Raw genomic sequence first — 17,988 nt, forward strand, 5'->3', positions numbered from 1 at the left:
ACAATGGGAAAGAATGAAAATTATTTGATAAAGGAGAGAATAAAGAATGATTGCAGCAAGTGATTTAAGAGCAGGAATGACCTTTGAACAAGATGGCAAGTTAATTAAGGTATTAGAATCAAGCCATCATAAACCCGGCAAGGGAAATACTGTTATGCGGATGAAGTTAAGAGACGTACGTTCAGGTGCAACCTATGATACTACAATGAGACCGGATGAAAAGGTCCAAAAGGCACACATTGACACAAAACCTGTTCAATTTATATATATACAAGACAATGTAGCGAATTTTATGGATCTTGAAACATATGAACAATACGAAGTACCTACTGATTTAATCGAAAATGAACTAAAATATATGCTTGAGAATATGGAAGTAAAAATTCAATTTTATGGTACTGAAGTTATTGGCTTAACTTTACCAACAACTGTAACTTTACGAGTAGTTGATACACAACCTTCAATTAAAGGAGCAACTGTGACTGGTTCAGGCAAACCAGCTACCATGGAAACAGGGTTAGTCGTTAACGTACCAGATTTTATTGAGAATGATGAATTATTAGAAATTAATACACAAGAAGGTACTTATTTAAAACGTGCCAATAAATAAAACAAAACAAATGGCATGAGAGTTTTCTCATGCCTAATTTTTATATTTATAGTTAAAGGTCTTTTCAATTATATAGATTTTAATAAAAATCTATATTTTATATATTGAATAAACTTTGATAATATCTTGAAAATTATTGACTATTTTTATCTTTTCATTCAGAGCCCTTTTTACTCAAATGATTTATCAAATAATGCTAAAGAAGGAGTTGAGACATTTTGAAGCATCTTTTATTTGTTTGTCTAGGAAATATTTGTCGTTCACCTATGGCTGAAGCGGTATTGAGGGAAAAAATTAAGCAAAAAGGTCTGTCCAATAAATTAAGTGTTTCCTCTGCCGCTACGAGTAGTTGGGAAGTAGGAAATATTCCACATCGAGGAACACGTAATATTTTGGATAAACAACATATTTCTTATGAAAAAATGCGTGCAAGACAAATTACAAAAAATGATTTTGATTATTATGATTGGATTATTGGTATGGATAATTCAAATATAGAAGACTTAACACAATTAGCATCAGCCGACCAACGTAAGAAGGTTCACTTATTTATGGAACCTATTGAGGGCGAAGAAAGTTTAGAAGTTCCTGATCCATATTATACAGGAAATTTTAATCAGACGTTTCAAATGGTTGATAAGGGAACAGATGCCTGGCTTAATAAAATAAAACCACAACTTGAAGATGAATGAGAAAAGAAAAAGGGTTATTTTAATAAATAAATGTATAAAATTAATTGAGCAGAATATGAAGAAATCAAAATGAAAATATCCTTATCTTTTGTTGCTCTTTACTTTTAATCATTGTTCAACCTACATTTTTATAAACAATGCTAGAATATCAGAAAGTTTGCTTGATAAATAGATATAAGTATATCTGTTTACTTGTATGTAGAACCTAGCTTATCTTTTAGAATCTGTCTATTTTTGCTAAGCTTTTCATTTATTAGTGAACAATGATAGATAAAAAGCTCTTTCAAGGTCAATTGAAAGAGCTTAAACGATCAAAAGGAATTAAGGTATATTAATTCTTTGAAAAATACAATTTTATATAAAAGTATCTACAAAGGTTAACCTATTTATTTGGCTTGTAAAAAATTATTCTACCCAACTTTTTAGTGTTCTTTGTTCTAATTGGAAAGCATCTAATATATCTTTTGAAGCTTGTTTTATAGGTGTAACAGCACTTAGTTTTCCTTGAACAGCAATTCGACTTGCTGCGTTTATATCACCACAAGTGATTAATGTAATTAATTTTTGATTGGGAACATCATCAATTAATTCTACTTGGGTAGGAGAAACTTTTTTTATAAAGTCTATTTTATATGTATAAACTTTTTCTAGATCTGTAATATAGATGTTATCACCAATGGATGTTCGTTCAATTGGTGTAAATAGTACCCGTTCATCTTGTGTTCGGTGGCTGGCTAAAGAATAATTTCCTTCTCCCATTTTTTCATCTGCTTTCATGGTTCCTGCACCCTTTAACAAAGCAGCATTAGATAATCCCTTAAAAATAGGAAGGTTAACTTCAACACTTGGAATGGCAATTGATCCAATCATTGGTAATTTTTTATTTTCAAATTGAGCTTTTAAAACAGACTGATTACTTAAAGACTCAACTGATTTGAAATTAAATGGTTCCTTTTTTTGATTGTTCTTTTTAGCTTCTCGAGGAGTGATATGATTAATTGTATAAGCTTGGCTGTTTTTTCTAATTACCCAACCACGAATCTGATTATTGAAAACTAAAATTAAGCCAATAGACAATAAAAAGAATAATAATATATTAGTTATCCAATTTTTCAATTTTCTTTTTTTGTTTTTAGTCATCATAAACTTCTCCTTTTTCTTCAGTTTAGCATAATTTAATAATATTGCCTATATAGGAAAAGAATTTAATAATTAAACAATTAATTTTATTACTTTTGTAATAAAATTTTAAATGAAAAGAAACGAGCATTTATTGGAAAATTATTGTAAAATGATAAATAGATGATGTTTATTTTTGTTAGGTGGTGGGAGAATGACAGAGTTAATTTATGTACATGTTGATATAACAAGTAATGCAGTTTTGTCGAAGGGAATTACACGTTTGGATTTTGCCCGCTCTATCGTCCATCATCCACAGAATATTCTATTATTAAACCCAGCTGCTGAAGAAGGCGAGTATGACATTTATACTGGCTTAAAAATGATTCGCGGAGAGGAAAAAGTAAATCAATATCTTTCAAAAGCAAATAACCAAAAAATGAAAGAAGAAATTAAATGGATTGATTTCTCAGATATTACAATGTTAAAAGAATTAACTCCTCTTGAAATTTCTGAATTATTATATTTTGGTCATGTTAAAACAAGTTTGCATTCACCTTTCTTTTATAAACTACAAAATAACTTTGTGTTTTTTGAATTTGTGGATACTATGACTCGAATTTATTACCGATATATTGATGAATTCTTTAGAATTTTAGCAGATAAAATTACTCATGCTACTTTGAAAAGAGTAAATGATCGAAAAACCTTTTTTAGACGAAATACAACTATTAAAAAATTAAACTTTGATCTATTGAAAGATATGAAAATTGTTTTACAAGAAGGAATTATATTCTGCTTTAGCTCAATGAAGATTAGTAATGATGAATATCGTATTCCCATTTATTTGGTGGAAGATGCTATCTGGAAAACAAAGAATATTAGGTATCAGAATGATGCGATTATTGCTACACTTGTTTACGATATTTCTAAAAAAGATTGGCATATTGAACAAGACGTTAATTTTGAATCTTAAAATTAATCATTAAAAAAGAAATTATGAGGTTGGCTATTGGCTATTTTAATAAGCAAATGGTCAATTTTTTTATAGAAATGAAAATAATAAAATAGAAAAAATCCAATTGTTAAACTATTATTTATAATTAAATAGCAGTAATTATTATTTTGATTTAAATCTAATGAGATAAATAAAGTGTCATTACTTTTAACAATTTTTTGTTTACAGTTAGACAACTGAACTCTTTTATAATTAATTCTTCTGAAATATAAAGAATATCATTGACTTTGGCTATTATTCAAGGTATTATGATAAATGGTATTGTTTGCCCCAAGAGAGCCCCGGAAACTCAAGTGTATGTCAAACATCGAAAAGAAATTGGAGGAAAAAACGTGCGTACAACATATATGGCTCAGGCCGGTAAAGTAGAACGTAAATGGTATGTAGTTGATGCAACTGATATTTCTTTAGGTCGTCTTTCAACAGTCGTTGCATCTATTTTGCGTGGAAAAAATAAACCAACATTCACACCACATGTGGATACAGGTGATTTTGTAATTATAATTAACGCAGATAAAGTGAAATTAACTGGTAAAAAAGCAACAGATAAGATTTATTATCGTCATAGCCAATATCCTGGTGGATTGAAGTCTGTTACTGCTGGTGAATTACGCGCTAAAAATTCTCGCCGCTTAATTGAAACTTCAGTAAAAGGAATGCTTCCTAAAAATACTTTAGGACGTCAACAATTTAAGAAACTAAATGTATACGGTGGCGCAGAGCATCCGCACGCTGCTCAAAAGCCAGAAGTATTAGATATTACAAACTTAATTTAAGGAGGGAATTTCATTGGCACAAATCCAATATTTGGGCACAGGCCGTCGTAAAAAATCTGTTGCACGTGTACGTTTAGTACCTGGAACTGGTAAAATTACTGTAAATAAAAAAGATCTTGCAGACTATATTCCACATGCTGAATTGCATGAAGTGATCAATCAACCATTTGATGTCACCGAAACAAAAGGCGCATATGACGTTATGGTAAACGTAAAAGGTGGAGGCTATTCTGGTCAATCAGGTGCTATCCGTCATGGTATTGCACGTGCATTACTAGAAGTAGACCCTGACTTTCGTTCTGCATTAAAACGTGCTGGCTTACTAACACGTGACGCACGTATGGTTGAACGTAAAAAACCAGGTCTTAAAAAAGCTCGTAAAGCTTCACAATTCTCAAAACGTTAATTGCTGGAGTCGTTACGAATTTATTCGCTTACGAATACAGGATGGGACGGAGATTTTTAAGGAAATCGAGTACCATTCCATTGAAATGTTCAAGACACTTTCCAATTTTTGGATGGTGTCTTTTTTTGTTTGGTAACGAATTTGGTAATGACTTTTTTCGTATCTCGTAACTAGCTATCCATTTTGATGGGCATTTCTGTATTTCTCTAAAAGTTTAGATGTGTCTATTTTTGTCTGGTCATTAGTAGTGTATCCATAAATGTCTTAAATCATGTTAGAAATTTCTGCATGATCGACAAGAGATTTAATTATTAAGCCATTTATTCCTTGATTGAGTAAATCTGAAACAAAGGTATGTCTTAAATCATGAGAGATGATATGAGAAAATCCATATTTTTTCTCTTGAAAATATGTAATTTCAGTCTTTAATAATTGATGAATGGTTTAAAAAATAAGATAGAGATAATTAAACAAGAGAGGAAATCTGATTTTTAGATTTCCTCTCTAAGCTGTATTTACTACCAAAAAATATAATTAATTTCTATCTTTTTGGAAAAACTGGTGTTAATATGAAACATGGGAGATGATGAAATGTATAAAATTGCTATATGTGATGATGATGTATTTCAAAATACCTATCTAGAACAGTTAATTGAGAATTTTTTCATCAATAGAGGTATCAAATTTGAGTTGGATATCTATCAAAATGGCTATTCATTGATAGATGCTATTACAAAGCAAAAGCTTATTTATCAAATTTTATTTTTAGATATAGAAATGGCTGAATTAAATGGCATTGATACAGCAAGGAAAATAAGAAAATATGATAAAAAAATGTTGCTTTCATACATAACTAGTTATGATAAATATACAATAGAGAGTTTTGAAGTATTTCCCTTTAGATATTTGTTGAAGCCAGTGAATGAAGAAAAAATAGATAAACTGTTAGATTTAGCGATTGAAGAAATCAACATTAACAATAATTATTTATTTTTTAAATCGGGTAGCGAAGAACACCAGATGATCTATGATAAAATTATAACTATTTCTTCAGAAAGAGGAAGGCAAATAAGAGTTGAAAACACAATGGGTAAAGATATCTTATTTTATGGAAAAATAAAAGAATTAGAATTAAAGTTAGATTTATTGCGTTTTGTGAAAGTAAATTCTGGGACAATTGTAAATATGAACTATATTGATTATATAGCAGATAAAGTGATATATTTAACTAATGGCAATAGGATTATTTTGAGTCGTGGACAAAGTAAGATGTTTAAAGAGTGTTACAATCGCTTTATTGAAAGGGCGATTGGTATATGAAGATAGTTGGGATATTGTTGGTAGCTATTTTTTTAATTTTTTTACAAAGTTTCTCTATCTCAATTTATTTAATCGGTTTTTTAGAATTAAAGATAAAGCGAAGACAATTTTTTATTATCTGTTTTATTTTAGTATTGTTAACCAAGATATCCATTACAAATGGTGATATTTTTCCTAATATAGATTTAAGATATATTATATTCATTGTGATTGGCTCGCTAATCTATTTTTGTTTTTATGGTAGTATTCAAAAAAAAAATTTTCCATTATTTATTTATTGTCTTTCTACTTTTGTTCCAAAACAATTTATTATTTATATTTCCTAACTATAAAAATGCCAACCTAATGAAATTAACTTTTATTCTTTTATTCACATTGGTTTCAATTCTTGCGATTATTCTAGTTCGATTTTTATACTATTTCAGAGCAAGTAATGATATTGGACTAGAGGAAAAAGAGTATTACATTCTTTCTGTTACACCTTTTCTGTCTATCCTCCTGTTTTTCTATTTTTACCATTTTGACCCTATTGTATTTTTAATTGTGAATGTATGCATGATGATTATTAACATATCTGTTGTTGCTTTATCTAATCATTTAGCAGAAAAAAACTATGTACTACAACAACAAATTTTAACGGGTGTTCAAAACCAGTATTATAAAGAGTCTCTGAAAAGTCAGAAGGAAGTTAGGATTATGAGACATGATTTGAAAAATTTATTACTTAGTCTAAATTATCACATCGAAAATAGAGATTTTAATCAGGCAAAGTCTTTATTACTAGAGATTACCCAGGGTTCAGATTATCTTTATAAAAAGTATACTGAATGTTGGCCGATTGATGTAGTTTTGAGTAATAAAGTAAATCAAATGGAAAAGGAAAATATTTTGTATTGTTTAGATTTAAAAATACCTAAGGATATCTTATTGGAAGAGAAAGTTGTTGATATATGTGCAATATTGGGAAATATATTAGACAATGCAATTGAGGAGTATATCAGAATTAAAAGCAGTGGAATTATCAAGATTTGTATTCATTACCATCAAAATAAATTAGTATTTAAGATTACTAATCCTGCTCAAAAAAAGGATTTAGATTTTACTAAGAAAATAATTAAGTCTGAGAAAAAATATAGTAGATATGGTTTAGGTATAAATAGTGTTATAGAGAGGGTGAACAAATTAAATGGGTATTCAGACTTTTCATGGAGTAATGATTATTTTAAAGTACTGATCATAATTTCTATAGTATAAATAGTTTAACGAGGTAGCTCATTTTGAGAAACCTCCTTTTTTTATTGCAATATACTACTAAAAATATGCAAGTTACAACATAGGACATTAAAAGTTGTTTTTTATAGTATATTATGATGGTATCAATTGGTTATCTATTTTCAAATACAAAGTATATATCATACTTATTTGGAAAATTGATAAATTAAATTTATGTATTTGATGTGGATTTATATGCTATTGTTTTCTTCTAAAAAAGTTAATAAAGTAGGTTGTGTATCGGTAGGACATTGCATCAAAGAAATTAAAAGTACTGTATAAGATATTCACAGAAATATTTTTTAATTGGTAGCAGGAAAGTAACTTATTTTAATTTTCTACTACTATTTTGATTGAGGATGAAAAATTATGAACCATGTAAAAAAGAAGACATTTAATAAAAAATATAAAACATTACTTATTGCCTGTGGAATATCTGTATTATCTGGAGTGTGTCTTTTAACAACTATTTTGATAATGACTGTAATCCCAATGACTGAAGGAATTTTTTTTAGAATGACTATACCAACTCTTTTTTCTCTAGTCGTTCTTCCAATTTTTTTGGCTAAGTTATTTCGCTTTGATAGTAAATATATATGAAATGGAAGCAAAAGGAAGTACTTTGAGTAAATCTGTATAGTTAGGAGAGAGTAATGGAAAAACTATTAGAAATAAAAAATTTAAAAAAGACATATGATCATAAAGAAGTTTTAAAAGATATTTCAATTGTCTTGAATCAAGGTGAAATTATTGGGTTAATTGGGAAAAATGGTGCTGGTAAAACAACGCTTATGAAAATTTTATTGGGATTGACCTCATTTGACTATGGCAGTATTGAATATAAAGGTGATCGTTCGTATTTACAAAAGTATGAAGTTATGAGTCAGTTTGGTTATTTATTAGAGTGTAAACTTTTTGAGTATCTAAATGGGTTCGATAATTTGTATGTTAGTGAAAAATATGCTAATTCCCCAAAAAATAAAAATGAATTAAAAGGAAAAATTCTTGAGTTACTAAATTTTGTAGATTTACCAAATAATCACAAAATGGTAAAGGGCTATTCGTTTGGTATGAAACAGAGACTAGGATTAGTATTAGCGCTAATGGGGAATCCCAAAGTTCTTATTTTGGATGAGCCATTTGTAGGACTAGATTCAATGGGAGTAGAACATTTTAAAAGATATATATTTGAAATGAAAGAAAAAAGAGGCATCACGATTCTGATTTCATCACATCAATTATCTGAAATTGAACAGATATGTGATCGTTATCTGTTTATCAGAGATAAAAAAGTAAAAGAAATAGTAAAAATAAATAATGAAAAAATAAAAATTATATTACATAATCCAACGTCTAAATTAATAAAAAAATTAAAATCGATCGTTTATGTAAATCAAAATGAAATTTCATTTTCTAAAAATATGCAGTTATTGGATACAGTTTTAAAACTTATTTATTTAGAAAAAGGAAAGATACAAGACATTGATATTGAAAACACAGGCTTAGAAAATCTTTTTAAGGAGTGAAGCTATGAAAAATCTTATTGAGGTAGAACTATTTAAATTTTATAAACGAAAGATATTTATAAGTATTACGCTTCTTAGTAGTTTTTCTCTTATATATGCACTAGGGATCTATTTTAAATGGTCGTTTATACTGATTTCAGGTAAGCTCGATTTGATTGCATTTGCAACTACGATGTGGGCATTAATTATGATGCTAGGAATTCCATTGGTTCTCTTTTCCTTTCTTGGTGCAACAATTTTAGGGGGAGAGATTACGGATGGACAAATTCTTTTAGAAATTACAAGAGTTTATTCACGAAAGAAATTAATCATAGGAAAATTTCTTTCTGTATCACTGGTAGTGTTGCTATGTTATTTGCTTAATATTCTTTTATCAAGTTTATTCTATATGTTATTTGTTGCAAATTCTAGTCATGGTACTGGTGTGAAATTGCATTTTATGGATTACAGTATTCATTTGATGCTTGAAAGTATCACAGGTGTCTTTTTTTTAATATTGATGGTTTCTTTGTCCATGTTTTTTTCAGCAAGTTGGGGAAGCTTTCGAGCAGTATTGTTTACAATCATCGTTTTTGTGATTTTAAAATTTGTTTCAAACATTCAAGTGATTAGTATATGGTTACCTGGTTACTATACATTGGTAGATAATGCGAACTACTCTCATCTAACTATTCTTTATCAAATTATATTGATGTGTGGTCTATCTGTATTGGTACTTTATGTCCTGAATAAACAGATGGTCAATAAAAACTTCTAGTCTACCCGATTAACTAAATTGTAAAAGGCAATCAATAATAGTTATTTAAATTAGAAAAACTTATATTACCATGCTAAATGCTAACATGGTTAAACGCTAAAAAGAGGTTTAATAGTTATACTCAAGAAGATATTAAGTGATATCTTAATTTAATAACTATCATTTTAAAGAAGATTTTTTAACAAATGCTTATAAAAAATAGAGAATAAAGCATCAATTGAGATATTTCAATCAATGGTACTAGCTTTAATTGAATAAAATTATATGCAAAAGATAATGACATGATGCATAATTGGCAGAAAAATAAGGTGATAATTATGATAAATGATGAGTTGAAGGGTATTTTGCAAGATAAAAAGAAAATATTAATAATAGGTCCAAATGGTGCTGGTAAGTCAACGGTAGCTGCAAAATTAGGTGAACAATTCAAAATGAAAGTATATCACCTTGATAAAATCTATTGGAAAGAGAATTGGAAATCCATTGATGAGCAAGAATTTAATAGGAAGGTTGATGATATTATGCTTTCTGATATTGCTTGTATTATTGATGGTGATTATTGTTCTAATTTAGAGAGAAGACTGAAATATGCTGATTTGATTATTTGGCTTCAAGTCCCTTTATTTATCTGTATCTTTAATATAATCAAGCGTAGATTTAAAAATATTAATAGTGTACGCCCTGATATGGCAGATGGCTGTAAAGAAAAATTAAGTTTCTCTTTTTTTATCTATGCTTTGAAGTACAATCAACGTTCCGGGAGAAAAACAAGACGATTAATCGATAACGCTTATCATAAAGAGGTACTCATCATTAATAAATATAGGATGTTGAGAAAATTGTTAAAATCATAATTCTGTTAAAACGAAAATCAAGTAGAAATACAGTAACCTATACTAATGTAATAACTTCTAATAGAAAATTAGATGAGTTTTTTAATAGGTACAAAGTAAGCTTATAATTTGTTCTTCATCTAATTGCTGTACGACTACTAGGATTAAATAACTATACATATATAGTTTAGGATACATTAAAATGAAAGTAATTTATGACCTACAAGTATTTTTATTGACTATATTTTTAGTATTAAACATTTAAAACATTTTTTAATTTAATGAAATATAATTTTTGGAATCTGCGTATAAAGATTTGTTATTTAGGTGTATTGAAAATCATTCTAAGACACATTTTTAATATCAACTAACCTTCATCATAACTTTCTCTACTGTACAATTGAATAAATGGCCATTCCAGCAATAAAAAGAATGAGTAGTATCCAAATAATTTTGCCTAGTGGATGGTTAGGATTGATAGTGATTCCTATCCCATACATTTTAGGAATAAAGAATGCTGTAGAGTACGCTGTTTTTTCATTATTGTAAAAATAATTTCTATAGGCAATATAACTAACAATTAATAAAGGAACTAACAAAAATAATAAGATAGTTGGTAACCAACGATTAAAAAAAGATGATCGATTGAAACTAGCAAATACACAAAGAGCAACAAGACAAATTAACAATATTACTATGATAGCACTTATAATAGAATTTTTATTTTCTTTTTTCATGATATTCATTCCTCCTTTTTAATATTTTATCACTGTTTTATACACAAAATAAAAAGCATTCTTTAAAAAACTTGATAATTTTAGTACAATACTTATATACTGTTAGGTAAATTCAATTGAAAAATTAGCATAGTAACCAATAATGAAATTTATCGATATATGTTTGATAGGAATATACCTAATATTCATTGAAAGAAGGAGTTTGTATAAAATTTGGAAATATTTAAAAGCTCATCAGCAAATTATGAAATCGGTATCAAAATTTAATTTGCTATTGTTATAAATGTTAAATAAAATAGTGATGACGGTGGATTATTTAATAAAAATCAACATATTAAAATAGGATCCCAGACTAGGATAGAAGATATCCAATGAAAAAGTAGAAAAATAGGCATGTAGTAACCTTATTTATTTCCATAAAGTAGATTTCTTGTTTTATTTTTATCTAGTTATTCTTATCAAAAAATTATTAGTTAATAAGCTAAATTTTTTATAAAATTTGTCTTTTTAAACGATACTAGGAGTAGTTTGAATGAAAAAATACCAGCGAATGATTCGATTTAGTTATATTCTAGAATTTATATTTAGTATTTGGTTATATATCAAAGCACCAGCAACCATTGCTGTTCATTTTTCCGGGTCAGGCAAACCGGATGCCTTTGATTCTAAATATTGGCTTTTTTTACTACCCGTTTTATTAATTCTTGCAGGTGAAATACTCATCTTTATTGCGAAAAAGAAACGGAAAAAAATCGGATTAGAACAGATACCTACATTTTTGCCGAATGAATGGACCTATATAACGGTTATGTTTATTTTCTTTATTATTTTTTCATATTTTATTCAACAAGAAATCTTATATTAAATTAAAAAGTAGGATTACTTTAAAAATAAAATAGCTGCATTCACCTTAGAAATAATTGAGAATAAATTCTCTTGTCTGATTTTTTCCCAATAAACCTTAAGTAATCGAAATATTTTTTATAAAAGCGAAGCTATGTTTATAACAAATTCATTTTTCTGATTAGCTTCTATTAAGATATAGAACTAAAAACATTACAACATGAGTTCATAAAAAGATGAAAAATGGCGAAGTCATAGTAGCTATTCTTTGTCTTTTTTAGCTATAGTTGATTTTCAGGCAACGCGATAAGTTTCTTGCCAAAATATATAATATAAATGTTCTACTATAATCATGATTACAAATAGACAATCAAGTAAATATCACTATAAGATATTAGGAATAAAATTTATGTTTCTTTAAATGATCCTAGCAAATAAAAACAATTCAAAAATTCACAAAAATAAAATTTTTTGAACAACCATCAGGCTTTTTTATTAAAATTAATAAAGGTAACTTAGAATAAAGAGGAATATTTGTAGCTTGTAATCAGCAAAATGATTATAAACATTGAGCTAACTATCATTAAATAGTTTGATAGGTTTATAGTGGCATCTGTTAAAAAATTGAAAAAATAATTTCAGTCCGTTTAAATTTAATATTGCTTTTAATTTAAATAGGGGTCAAAATCATTTTTATCACTAGTACAACTAAAAAAGCAATTAAAGAAAGCCAAATAACTTTTCCCCAAAAATTAAAAGGATTGATGGTGATCCAAATTCCGAATGCTTTGGGAATAAACAGAGGACCATTTTTGTCAGCTACATCTTTATAGTATGTTTGTACCAGTTTTAAACTGAAATAGAGTAAACAAATAGACATCAGCACAACGAAAATGCCAATATATTTTACAACCATAACGTGTTTACCAAATAATGGAATAAATAAAATAGGAATGAACATGAGTAGTAAAATAACCATTAAATACAATTGATATTTTTTATTCTCTTTTTCTTTATGGATAAATTCATAATCTTTCTTTATTTTTTTCATAAGATCGTCATCTCCTTTTAAGACGTCCAATGAAAAATCAAAATATTGGCTTAACTCTATCAAGGTTGGAACATCTGGATAACTTTTATTGTTTTCCCAGTTGGAAATACTTTGTCTAGAAATATGAAGCATATCTGCCACTTGTTGTTGTGTCTCTCCCCTTTCCTGCCTTTTTTTCTTTAATACCTTAGATAACAACATAACCTTTACTCCTTTCATTCATTTTAGCTACTAATAAAATTATACAAATAAAATTTAATTTTAATAGCAAATTATGAAGACATTACTAAATTTACGATGCAAATATAATTTGCATTGCTGTAAAATCAGTGTTTGTAATTTCTTATCTTTTCTATGATATGAATGGTTAATTAGGAGATTATGTCTTATATTGTTCAATATATAGTAATAATTAACAAATAGAGAACACATTATTCATGCTTTCTAAGGAGAGACAATATTTTTTGCAAGTTAGCATGCTCTTATCATCAATTTTTTAATTTTACTATTTATATAATGAATGTTTTTTGCCTTTTTTCAAAGTTAGGTTGAAAATTTTATCTGTTCAATTTAATTAATTTTTTAAATGAAAAGGATTTATCTAGAATAGATGGAAAGAAAGACAGGGAATTTAGAAGTTGATATAATGAGTAATTGAAAATTTTAAAATTGATTCAAAAATAGAATTATTTATTTGTACTTAAAATATAGTTTATATAGGGATCAATAATGACAAATTAGAAAATAGAAAACTATTTTTAGCATAAATTTGAACTGTAGAAATAGTTATTAGATAGAAAGGTCTTTATTTCTATACCTTGACTTTAAAAAGATAAATTTGTATAATCAGGCATATTCCGTTTTATTACTGGAGTGAATAAAATGAATCGTCGTTTAAGACTATTAAAAAATGTTATAGTGGCAACAAGCTTCTAAGTCAAACAAGCATTAAACTTAGAAGCGAGGAAGAAAGAATGAATAATAAACAAAATTTTGAAAAATGGTCAGATATTCTATATTTAAAGGATTTGGTGACAAATCCATTGATAGAAGTAGGAGATTTTTCTTATTACTCTGGCTATTATAGTGATCAACCTTTTGAAAATGGTTGTGTACGTTATTTATGGGGAGACCCATTGACAAAGGCTGCCTTTAATCCAACAGTAGAGTTTGGCTGGCAGTTAGATAAATTAATCATTGGTAATTATGTTTGTATTGCCAGTGGCGTTACTATTTTAATGGGAGGTAATCATAATCATCATCCAGACTGGATTACTGTTTATCCTTTCACAAGTCATATAAAAAATTCTTATGAACCTAAAGGAAATACTGTGATAAAAAGTGACGCTTGGATTGGGATGAATGCAATGATCATGCCAGGTGTGACCATTGGAGAAGGTGCAATTGTTGCAGCAGGTTCAATGGTCGTCAAAGATGTAGCACCCTATACAATTGTTGGTGGGAATCCAGCTAAAGTAATCAAACAACGCTTCACTGATGATGAAATTCATATGCTTTTGGAGTTAAGGTGGTTTGACTGGACTGAAGCTCAAATTGATGCGGCTAAAGACATCTTGATGGGTGGCACTATTGATGATTTGTATCATTACTATAAAAGAAATATCTTAAATTAAATAAAAAAGCATCTCTGGTTGAATTCAAGAAGAATGAATTCAACTGGAGATGTTTTTTTATTTTTTTATCATTACTATTTCGAATACATTCTAATGATAAAAATATTTATTTTATTATCATTTCATTTTACGATTCTATTCTCTGAATTTCCTTAGTTGTTTAAACAATATTGTTTTCAAACTTCTTAGTAATTTCTTATAGCTTCATTTATATATTGTTATTTCAATATCTATGAAATTTATAGTGAGTGATCATCAATGTAGAAATTTCTTATTTGTTCATTCAATCCTTGCTACATGAATGATCAAATTTCTTTTTTGTAGCTTTATAAAATCCAAGTATTGTTTCCTGTTATCCTTGCTAGTAAACTGTCCATTTTCTTCTTAAAAGACAGTATATTGATTAATCATTAGTTTATAAAAAATAATGTGACTGAAAAGAGATATAAAAAATAGATTTTAGAAAAAAATGAGAATATAAGACGTATCTATTAATGAACCGACTATTGACTATGTTTTGTAAGTCTAAAAATAAAAGCTGATTTGTTAAATGAATGGTATCAGAATTAGAAAAAAGCAAATAACTTTGAGAATTGAAATCAAGTATTGAATAAATTAACATTTGAATAAAAATATAGTAAAATAATAAATATATAATACGATTAAATAATAATTATTAACTTTAAAATATATTTTTTGTCATATAAGCATAAAATGAAACGCATTAGAGTGAAACCTATGAAAGGGAATCATAATCGTTCAGAGAACTGACAATTGGCTAAAAATTTAAGAATATCTGCTATTTAGTTCTATTGAATAAGAAATACATATTGCAGTATTAACAGTAATAAAAAATAAAAAATGCTAGAAAATCATAAAACTCGTGGATTAGCTTATTCTAAGTTAGCGTCGTATTATTCTTGTTTTATAGGTGATAGAAATAAATATTTAGATCCAATTAATCTTACCTACATAGAAACGTTAATAGAAGAACTAAATACAAAGAAAATCATATTTCGATAGGTAGTATTTGTTTCAGCTATCATCTATTCAAATATAAAAACGAAAACTAAAAAGTGATTTATAAATTGAATTATTAAATTTAAAAATTTTTTAATAGATAAATTATCGAGGTGACTTACAATAAAAAAAACTGAACCCTTAGCTAAAAGATGTGTTTTGAACAGGCTATTTTCAATTCAATTCATTGACAAAGAAATAATTGAATGGGTGAATAGAATTGCTCTAAAACAAAATAATATTGGACAAATAATAATTTGTAAGCGGTTGTTTAAAGAGGATGTTATTTCATTAAGTTTATCAAGTTTCTATAAAAGATTAAAAAAACAAGATTTTTTAAAGAAAATTTGGATGAATGGGTTGATACCTAGCAATTTATCTAAAGATAAGATAAAAAAAATAACTAAAGATAAATACAGATGGACTTTATCATTAGAAAATTGGCAAAAAGAAAAAATCTCTTCAAAAAATTTAATGAATAATAGATCGTTCATTCAATCTACCTGTCCGAATATAGACGAAATATTTTCTTATGATGAATTTACTAATAATCATTCAAAAAATGATTGGAATTATAAGTTTAAAACAGTTATTAAAGAAATTGAACAGATAAGGGTCTGTCTCGTTTTAAAAAACTATGATTCTAATTTTACTATACGATTAAGTATTATTTATCTTCACATAATTCGTAAAAATGGGAAAAAGATAGAGGATGTATTTTTATTGTTTTGATGAGCTATAAATGAAACATCTGTTCAAAATTTGTAATTTTACAAAGTTATATTTAATCCTGAATTTTAGTGAAACTAAAGAAAAATTCTTATAGTTGTTTCATTAATGATGGGAATAGAAGAAATTATTTTACTATTTTATAAAATTTTTGGAGGGAAATAGATGAAGAAGTTATATAAAATTGGTCTCTTTTTTTCAATTCTTTTCTTTTGTTTGTTAGGAATAGCTGTCAGAGGTGAAGGAACATCAAAACAAATTATTAATGTACCTCAATTATCTGGCGATTATGATACTTTATTGGCAGATAATTCTGATCGTGGCTTAAGATTGGAATTAAATATGGATGTTCGCACAGGAAAAAGCTTATGGGGAGATTCAAACATTACGGCTGCACAACAATTAGAAAATGCAATGAAAAAATACAACACAGATAAACCACAGTTAGCTCAAGTATATCTTTATTTAACCGGTTATAAAGATAAACCTCTAGATGATGCAGCAATTGAAAATATGAATAAGTATTTTGATCTTTTAGCGAAAAAAGGTATAAAAGCAGTTTTACGATTTGCCTATATTTGGGATGATAGCAATGTTTTAGCACAAGAACCAAAAACAAACCAGGTTGTCAGTCATATTGATCAATTGGCACCTTGGATTAGTAAACATCGGAATCAGATTACAGTACTACAAGCAGGATTTATTGGTACTTGGGGAGAATGGGATTCAGGTGCCAGAAGTCGTATGAATGAAAAGCAAATACTAACTACCTTATTAGATAAAACACCAAAAGATCTACAAATTCAAGTCAGATATTTGAATATTAAAAATAATAATATTGAAAAAAATAGTGAGAATTGGAATCGTGCCGGGTACCATGATGATTTCTTGATTGGTGTTCCCCATGGTTGGAATACAGCTGGTTCAAATCCTAATAGTGCGGATTGGAAGCAAATGACAGAAGAGTCAAAAAATCTTCTCATCGATGGTGAAATGATTTGGGGATCGGCCAATGCAACCTATGTTTCAGGAGATGGCATTAATGGATTGTTGATGGCTAAAAGATTGGCAGAACAACATTTTACTTCATTAAGCATTACACATAATTATACAGAAGGTGGCAAGGATAAACCTTATTCAATGGTTAATTGGCAATCTGAGTTTGTAAATCAACGAGTATTAGAAAAAAACGGACTACCTTACCAGCCAGAATGGTTTATCGATCAAAATGGAAATAATATTCCTAGGTCTCTTTTTGAATATATCAAACAATATTTAGGCTATAGAATAGCAGTTGAATCAGGTTCCTATAATATTAAAAATAATCAATTAAATGTTTCTCTAAAAATGAAGAATTATGGCTTTGCAGCCCCACTCGCTTTAGATGGTGTCTATGTCGTATTGCTGGATGAAAACAATCATCAAACTGCTCAGAAAGAATTCGTAAGTAAAGACAAGCTCCAATCGATGCAAGATGTGGAACAAACTATAAGTTTTTCTTCAAGTGAATTGAAGAAAGCGAGTAAAATAGCTGTACATTTGAAGAATAGGCAGAAAGATAAATTGGGAAATCGTTTAAGTAATGATATAACATTTGAAAATGGTTTTAACATATTGGTAAATAATATTAAAGGTTTATAGGAGG

At 27.8% G+C, this 17,988-nt stretch carries 19 protein-coding genes; 15 read left to right on the plus strand and 4 right to left on the minus strand.

Translation table 11 applies throughout. From position 1 onward, the window contains the following. The first annotated feature begins 46 nt into the window (after positions 1 to 46). Both efp and MPTP_RS00240 read left to right on the plus strand, forming a co-directional pair. A complete protein-coding gene (gene efp / locus MPTP_RS00235; protein ID WP_013772988.1) occupies positions 47 to 610 on the plus strand; it encodes an elongation factor P in 564 nt (187 codons plus the stop codon). Between the two features lie 218 nt (positions 611 to 828). Beyond that, positions 829 to 1,302: a low molecular weight protein-tyrosine-phosphatase gene (locus tag MPTP_RS00240; protein WP_013772989.1), complete on the plus strand. Its 474-nt coding sequence runs from the start codon at positions 829 to 831 to the stop codon at positions 1,300 to 1,302. Positions 1,303 to 1,707: 405 nt separating this feature from the next. Here the strand turns inward: MPTP_RS00240 and MPTP_RS00245 are convergent, their stop codons facing one another. Beyond that, positions 1,708 to 2,442 carry a class A sortase gene (locus tag MPTP_RS00245; protein ID WP_375782331.1) on the minus strand — a complete coding sequence of 245 codons (735 nt, stop codon included), beginning with the start codon at positions 2,440 to 2,442 and terminating at the stop codon, positions 1,708 to 1,710. A gap of 193 nt (positions 2,443 to 2,635) precedes the next feature. Between MPTP_RS00245 and MPTP_RS00250 the strand changes: the two genes are divergently transcribed. The 3 genes from MPTP_RS00250 to rpsI all read left to right on the plus strand — a co-directional run bounded on the left by MPTP_RS00250 (position 2,636) and on the right by rpsI (position 4,621). Then, positions 2,636 to 3,397: a hypothetical protein gene (locus MPTP_RS00250; RefSeq protein ID WP_172956373.1), complete on the plus strand. Its 762-nt coding sequence runs from the start codon at positions 2,636 to 2,638 to the stop codon at positions 3,395 to 3,397. 389 nt (positions 3,398 to 3,786) lie between these two features. Further along, the gene (rplM, locus tag MPTP_RS00255) at positions 3,787 to 4,215 is read left to right on the plus strand and encodes a 50S ribosomal protein L13 (protein ID WP_260325800.1); all 429 of its coding nucleotides are present in this window, start codon (positions 3,787 to 3,789) and stop codon (positions 4,213 to 4,215) included. A 13-nt stretch (positions 4,216 to 4,228) separates the two neighbouring features. Continuing rightward, positions 4,229 to 4,621, plus strand: coding sequence for a 30S ribosomal protein S9 (gene rpsI, locus MPTP_RS00260; RefSeq protein ID WP_013772993.1), 393 nt, complete (start codon positions 4,229 to 4,231; stop codon positions 4,619 to 4,621). Between the two features lie 264 nt (positions 4,622 to 4,885). On the opposite strand, the gene MPTP_RS10325 is transcribed toward rpsI, so the two are convergent. After that, positions 4,886 to 5,062 carry a tyrosine-type recombinase/integrase gene (locus MPTP_RS10325; RefSeq protein WP_080580438.1) on the minus strand — a complete coding sequence of 59 codons (177 nt, stop codon included), beginning with the start codon at positions 5,060 to 5,062 and terminating at the stop codon, positions 4,886 to 4,888. A 150-nt stretch (positions 5,063 to 5,212) separates the two neighbouring features. On the opposite strand from MPTP_RS10325, the gene MPTP_RS00265 reads away from it, so the two are divergent. From MPTP_RS00265 to MPTP_RS00290, 6 genes are all read left to right on the plus strand, one after another. Next, positions 5,213 to 5,941, plus strand: a complete 729-nt coding sequence (locus MPTP_RS00265; RefSeq protein WP_013772994.1) for a LytR/AlgR family response regulator transcription factor — start codon at positions 5,213 to 5,215, stop codon at positions 5,939 to 5,941. A 345-nt stretch (positions 5,942 to 6,286) separates the two neighbouring features. Then, a complete protein-coding gene (locus MPTP_RS00270; protein ID WP_158309115.1) occupies positions 6,287 to 7,195 on the plus strand; it encodes a GHKL domain-containing protein in 909 nt (302 codons plus the stop codon). A gap of 387 nt (positions 7,196 to 7,582) precedes the next feature. Then, positions 7,583 to 7,813: a hypothetical protein gene (locus MPTP_RS00275; protein WP_041363447.1), complete on the plus strand. Its 231-nt coding sequence runs from the start codon at positions 7,583 to 7,585 to the stop codon at positions 7,811 to 7,813. Positions 7,814 to 7,866: 53 nt separating this feature from the next. Next, positions 7,867 to 8,739, plus strand: a complete 873-nt coding sequence (locus MPTP_RS00280) for an ABC transporter ATP-binding protein (RefSeq protein ID WP_013772996.1) — start codon at positions 7,867 to 7,869, stop codon at positions 8,737 to 8,739. Between the two features lie 4 nt (positions 8,740 to 8,743). Beyond that, positions 8,744 to 9,496 carry an ABC transporter permease subunit gene (locus MPTP_RS00285; RefSeq protein WP_013772997.1) on the plus strand — a complete coding sequence of 251 codons (753 nt, stop codon included), beginning with the start codon at positions 8,744 to 8,746 and terminating at the stop codon, positions 9,494 to 9,496. Positions 9,497 to 9,813: 317 nt separating this feature from the next. Continuing rightward, positions 9,814 to 10,350, plus strand: a complete 537-nt coding sequence (locus MPTP_RS00290) for a P-loop NTPase family protein (protein WP_013772998.1) — start codon at positions 9,814 to 9,816, stop codon at positions 10,348 to 10,350. A 368-nt stretch (positions 10,351 to 10,718) separates the two neighbouring features. On the opposite strand, the gene MPTP_RS00295 is transcribed toward MPTP_RS00290, so the two are convergent. Then, positions 10,719 to 11,066, minus strand: coding sequence for a hypothetical protein (locus tag MPTP_RS00295; protein ID WP_013772999.1), 348 nt, complete (start codon positions 11,064 to 11,066; stop codon positions 10,719 to 10,721). Positions 11,067 to 11,598: 532 nt separating this feature from the next. Here MPTP_RS00295 and MPTP_RS00300 point away from each other — a divergent pair. After that, entirely contained in the window at positions 11,599 to 11,931 is a 333-nt protein-coding gene (locus MPTP_RS00300) for a DUF1648 domain-containing protein (RefSeq protein ID WP_013773000.1), read from the plus strand. 648 nt (positions 11,932 to 12,579) lie between these two features. Here MPTP_RS00300 and MPTP_RS00305 read toward each other — a convergent pair. Then, on the minus strand, positions 12,580 to 13,161 hold the full coding sequence (locus MPTP_RS00305; protein ID WP_013773001.1) for a helix-turn-helix domain-containing protein: 582 nt from the start codon (positions 13,159 to 13,161) through the stop codon (positions 12,580 to 12,582). 773 nt (positions 13,162 to 13,934) lie between these two features. Here MPTP_RS00305 and MPTP_RS00310 point away from each other — a divergent pair. The 3 genes from MPTP_RS00310 (at position 13,935) to MPTP_RS00320 (ending at position 17,984) form a co-directional block, all read left to right on the plus strand. Beyond that, a complete protein-coding gene (locus MPTP_RS00310) occupies positions 13,935 to 14,594 on the plus strand; it encodes a CatB-related O-acetyltransferase (RefSeq protein ID WP_013773002.1) in 660 nt (219 codons plus the stop codon). A gap of 1,230 nt (positions 14,595 to 15,824) precedes the next feature. Next, positions 15,825 to 16,346 carry a hypothetical protein gene (locus tag MPTP_RS00315; RefSeq protein WP_145986040.1) on the plus strand — a complete coding sequence of 174 codons (522 nt, stop codon included), beginning with the start codon at positions 15,825 to 15,827 and terminating at the stop codon, positions 16,344 to 16,346. A 162-nt stretch (positions 16,347 to 16,508) separates the two neighbouring features. After that, positions 16,509 to 17,984 carry a DUF4874 domain-containing protein gene (locus MPTP_RS00320; protein ID WP_013773004.1) on the plus strand — a complete coding sequence of 492 codons (1,476 nt, stop codon included), beginning with the start codon at positions 16,509 to 16,511 and terminating at the stop codon, positions 17,982 to 17,984. Positions 17,985 to 17,988 lie beyond the last annotated feature (4 nt).

The sequence above is a fragment of the Melissococcus plutonius ATCC 35311 genome, assembly GCF_000270185.1.
Taxonomy (GTDB): Bacteria; Bacillota; Bacilli; order Lactobacillales; family Enterococcaceae; genus Melissococcus; species Melissococcus plutonius.

Excerpts from the sequence above, each read along its gene's own strand:
- efp (WP_013772988.1), top strand. The coding sequence starts at position 47 with ATGATTGCAGCAAGTGATTTAAGAGCAGGAATGACCTTTGAACAAGAT.
- MPTP_RS00245 (WP_375782331.1), bottom strand. The coding sequence starts at position 2,442 with ATGACTAAAAACAAAAAAAGAAAATTGAAAAATTGGATAACTAATATA.
- MPTP_RS00250 (WP_172956373.1), top strand. The coding sequence starts at position 2,636 with ATGACAGAGTTAATTTATGTACATGTTGATATAACAAGTAATGCAGTT.
- rplM (WP_260325800.1), top strand. The coding sequence starts at position 3,787 with ATGGCTCAGGCCGGTAAAGTAGAACGTAAATGGTATGTAGTTGATGCA.
- MPTP_RS00265 (WP_013772994.1), top strand. The coding sequence starts at position 5,213 with ATGTATAAAATTGCTATATGTGATGATGATGTATTTCAAAATACCTAT.
- MPTP_RS00270 (WP_158309115.1), top strand. The coding sequence starts at position 6,287 with ATGAAATTAACTTTTATTCTTTTATTCACATTGGTTTCAATTCTTGCG.
- MPTP_RS00275 (WP_041363447.1), top strand. The coding sequence starts at position 7,583 with ATGAACCATGTAAAAAAGAAGACATTTAATAAAAAATATAAAACATTA.
- MPTP_RS00280 (WP_013772996.1), top strand. The coding sequence starts at position 7,867 with ATGGAAAAACTATTAGAAATAAAAAATTTAAAAAAGACATATGATCAT.
- MPTP_RS00285 (WP_013772997.1), top strand. The coding sequence starts at position 8,744 with ATGAAAAATCTTATTGAGGTAGAACTATTTAAATTTTATAAACGAAAG.
- MPTP_RS00290 (WP_013772998.1), top strand. The coding sequence starts at position 9,814 with ATGATAAATGATGAGTTGAAGGGTATTTTGCAAGATAAAAAGAAAATA.
- MPTP_RS00295 (WP_013772999.1), bottom strand. The coding sequence starts at position 11,066 with ATGAAAAAAGAAAATAAAAATTCTATTATAAGTGCTATCATAGTAATA.
- MPTP_RS00300 (WP_013773000.1), top strand. The coding sequence starts at position 11,599 with ATGAAAAAATACCAGCGAATGATTCGATTTAGTTATATTCTAGAATTT.
- MPTP_RS00305 (WP_013773001.1), bottom strand. The coding sequence starts at position 13,161 with ATGTTGTTATCTAAGGTATTAAAGAAAAAAAGGCAGGAAAGGGGAGAG.
- MPTP_RS00310 (WP_013773002.1), top strand. The coding sequence starts at position 13,935 with ATGAATAATAAACAAAATTTTGAAAAATGGTCAGATATTCTATATTTA.
- MPTP_RS00320 (WP_013773004.1), top strand. The coding sequence starts at position 16,509 with ATGAAGAAGTTATATAAAATTGGTCTCTTTTTTTCAATTCTTTTCTTT.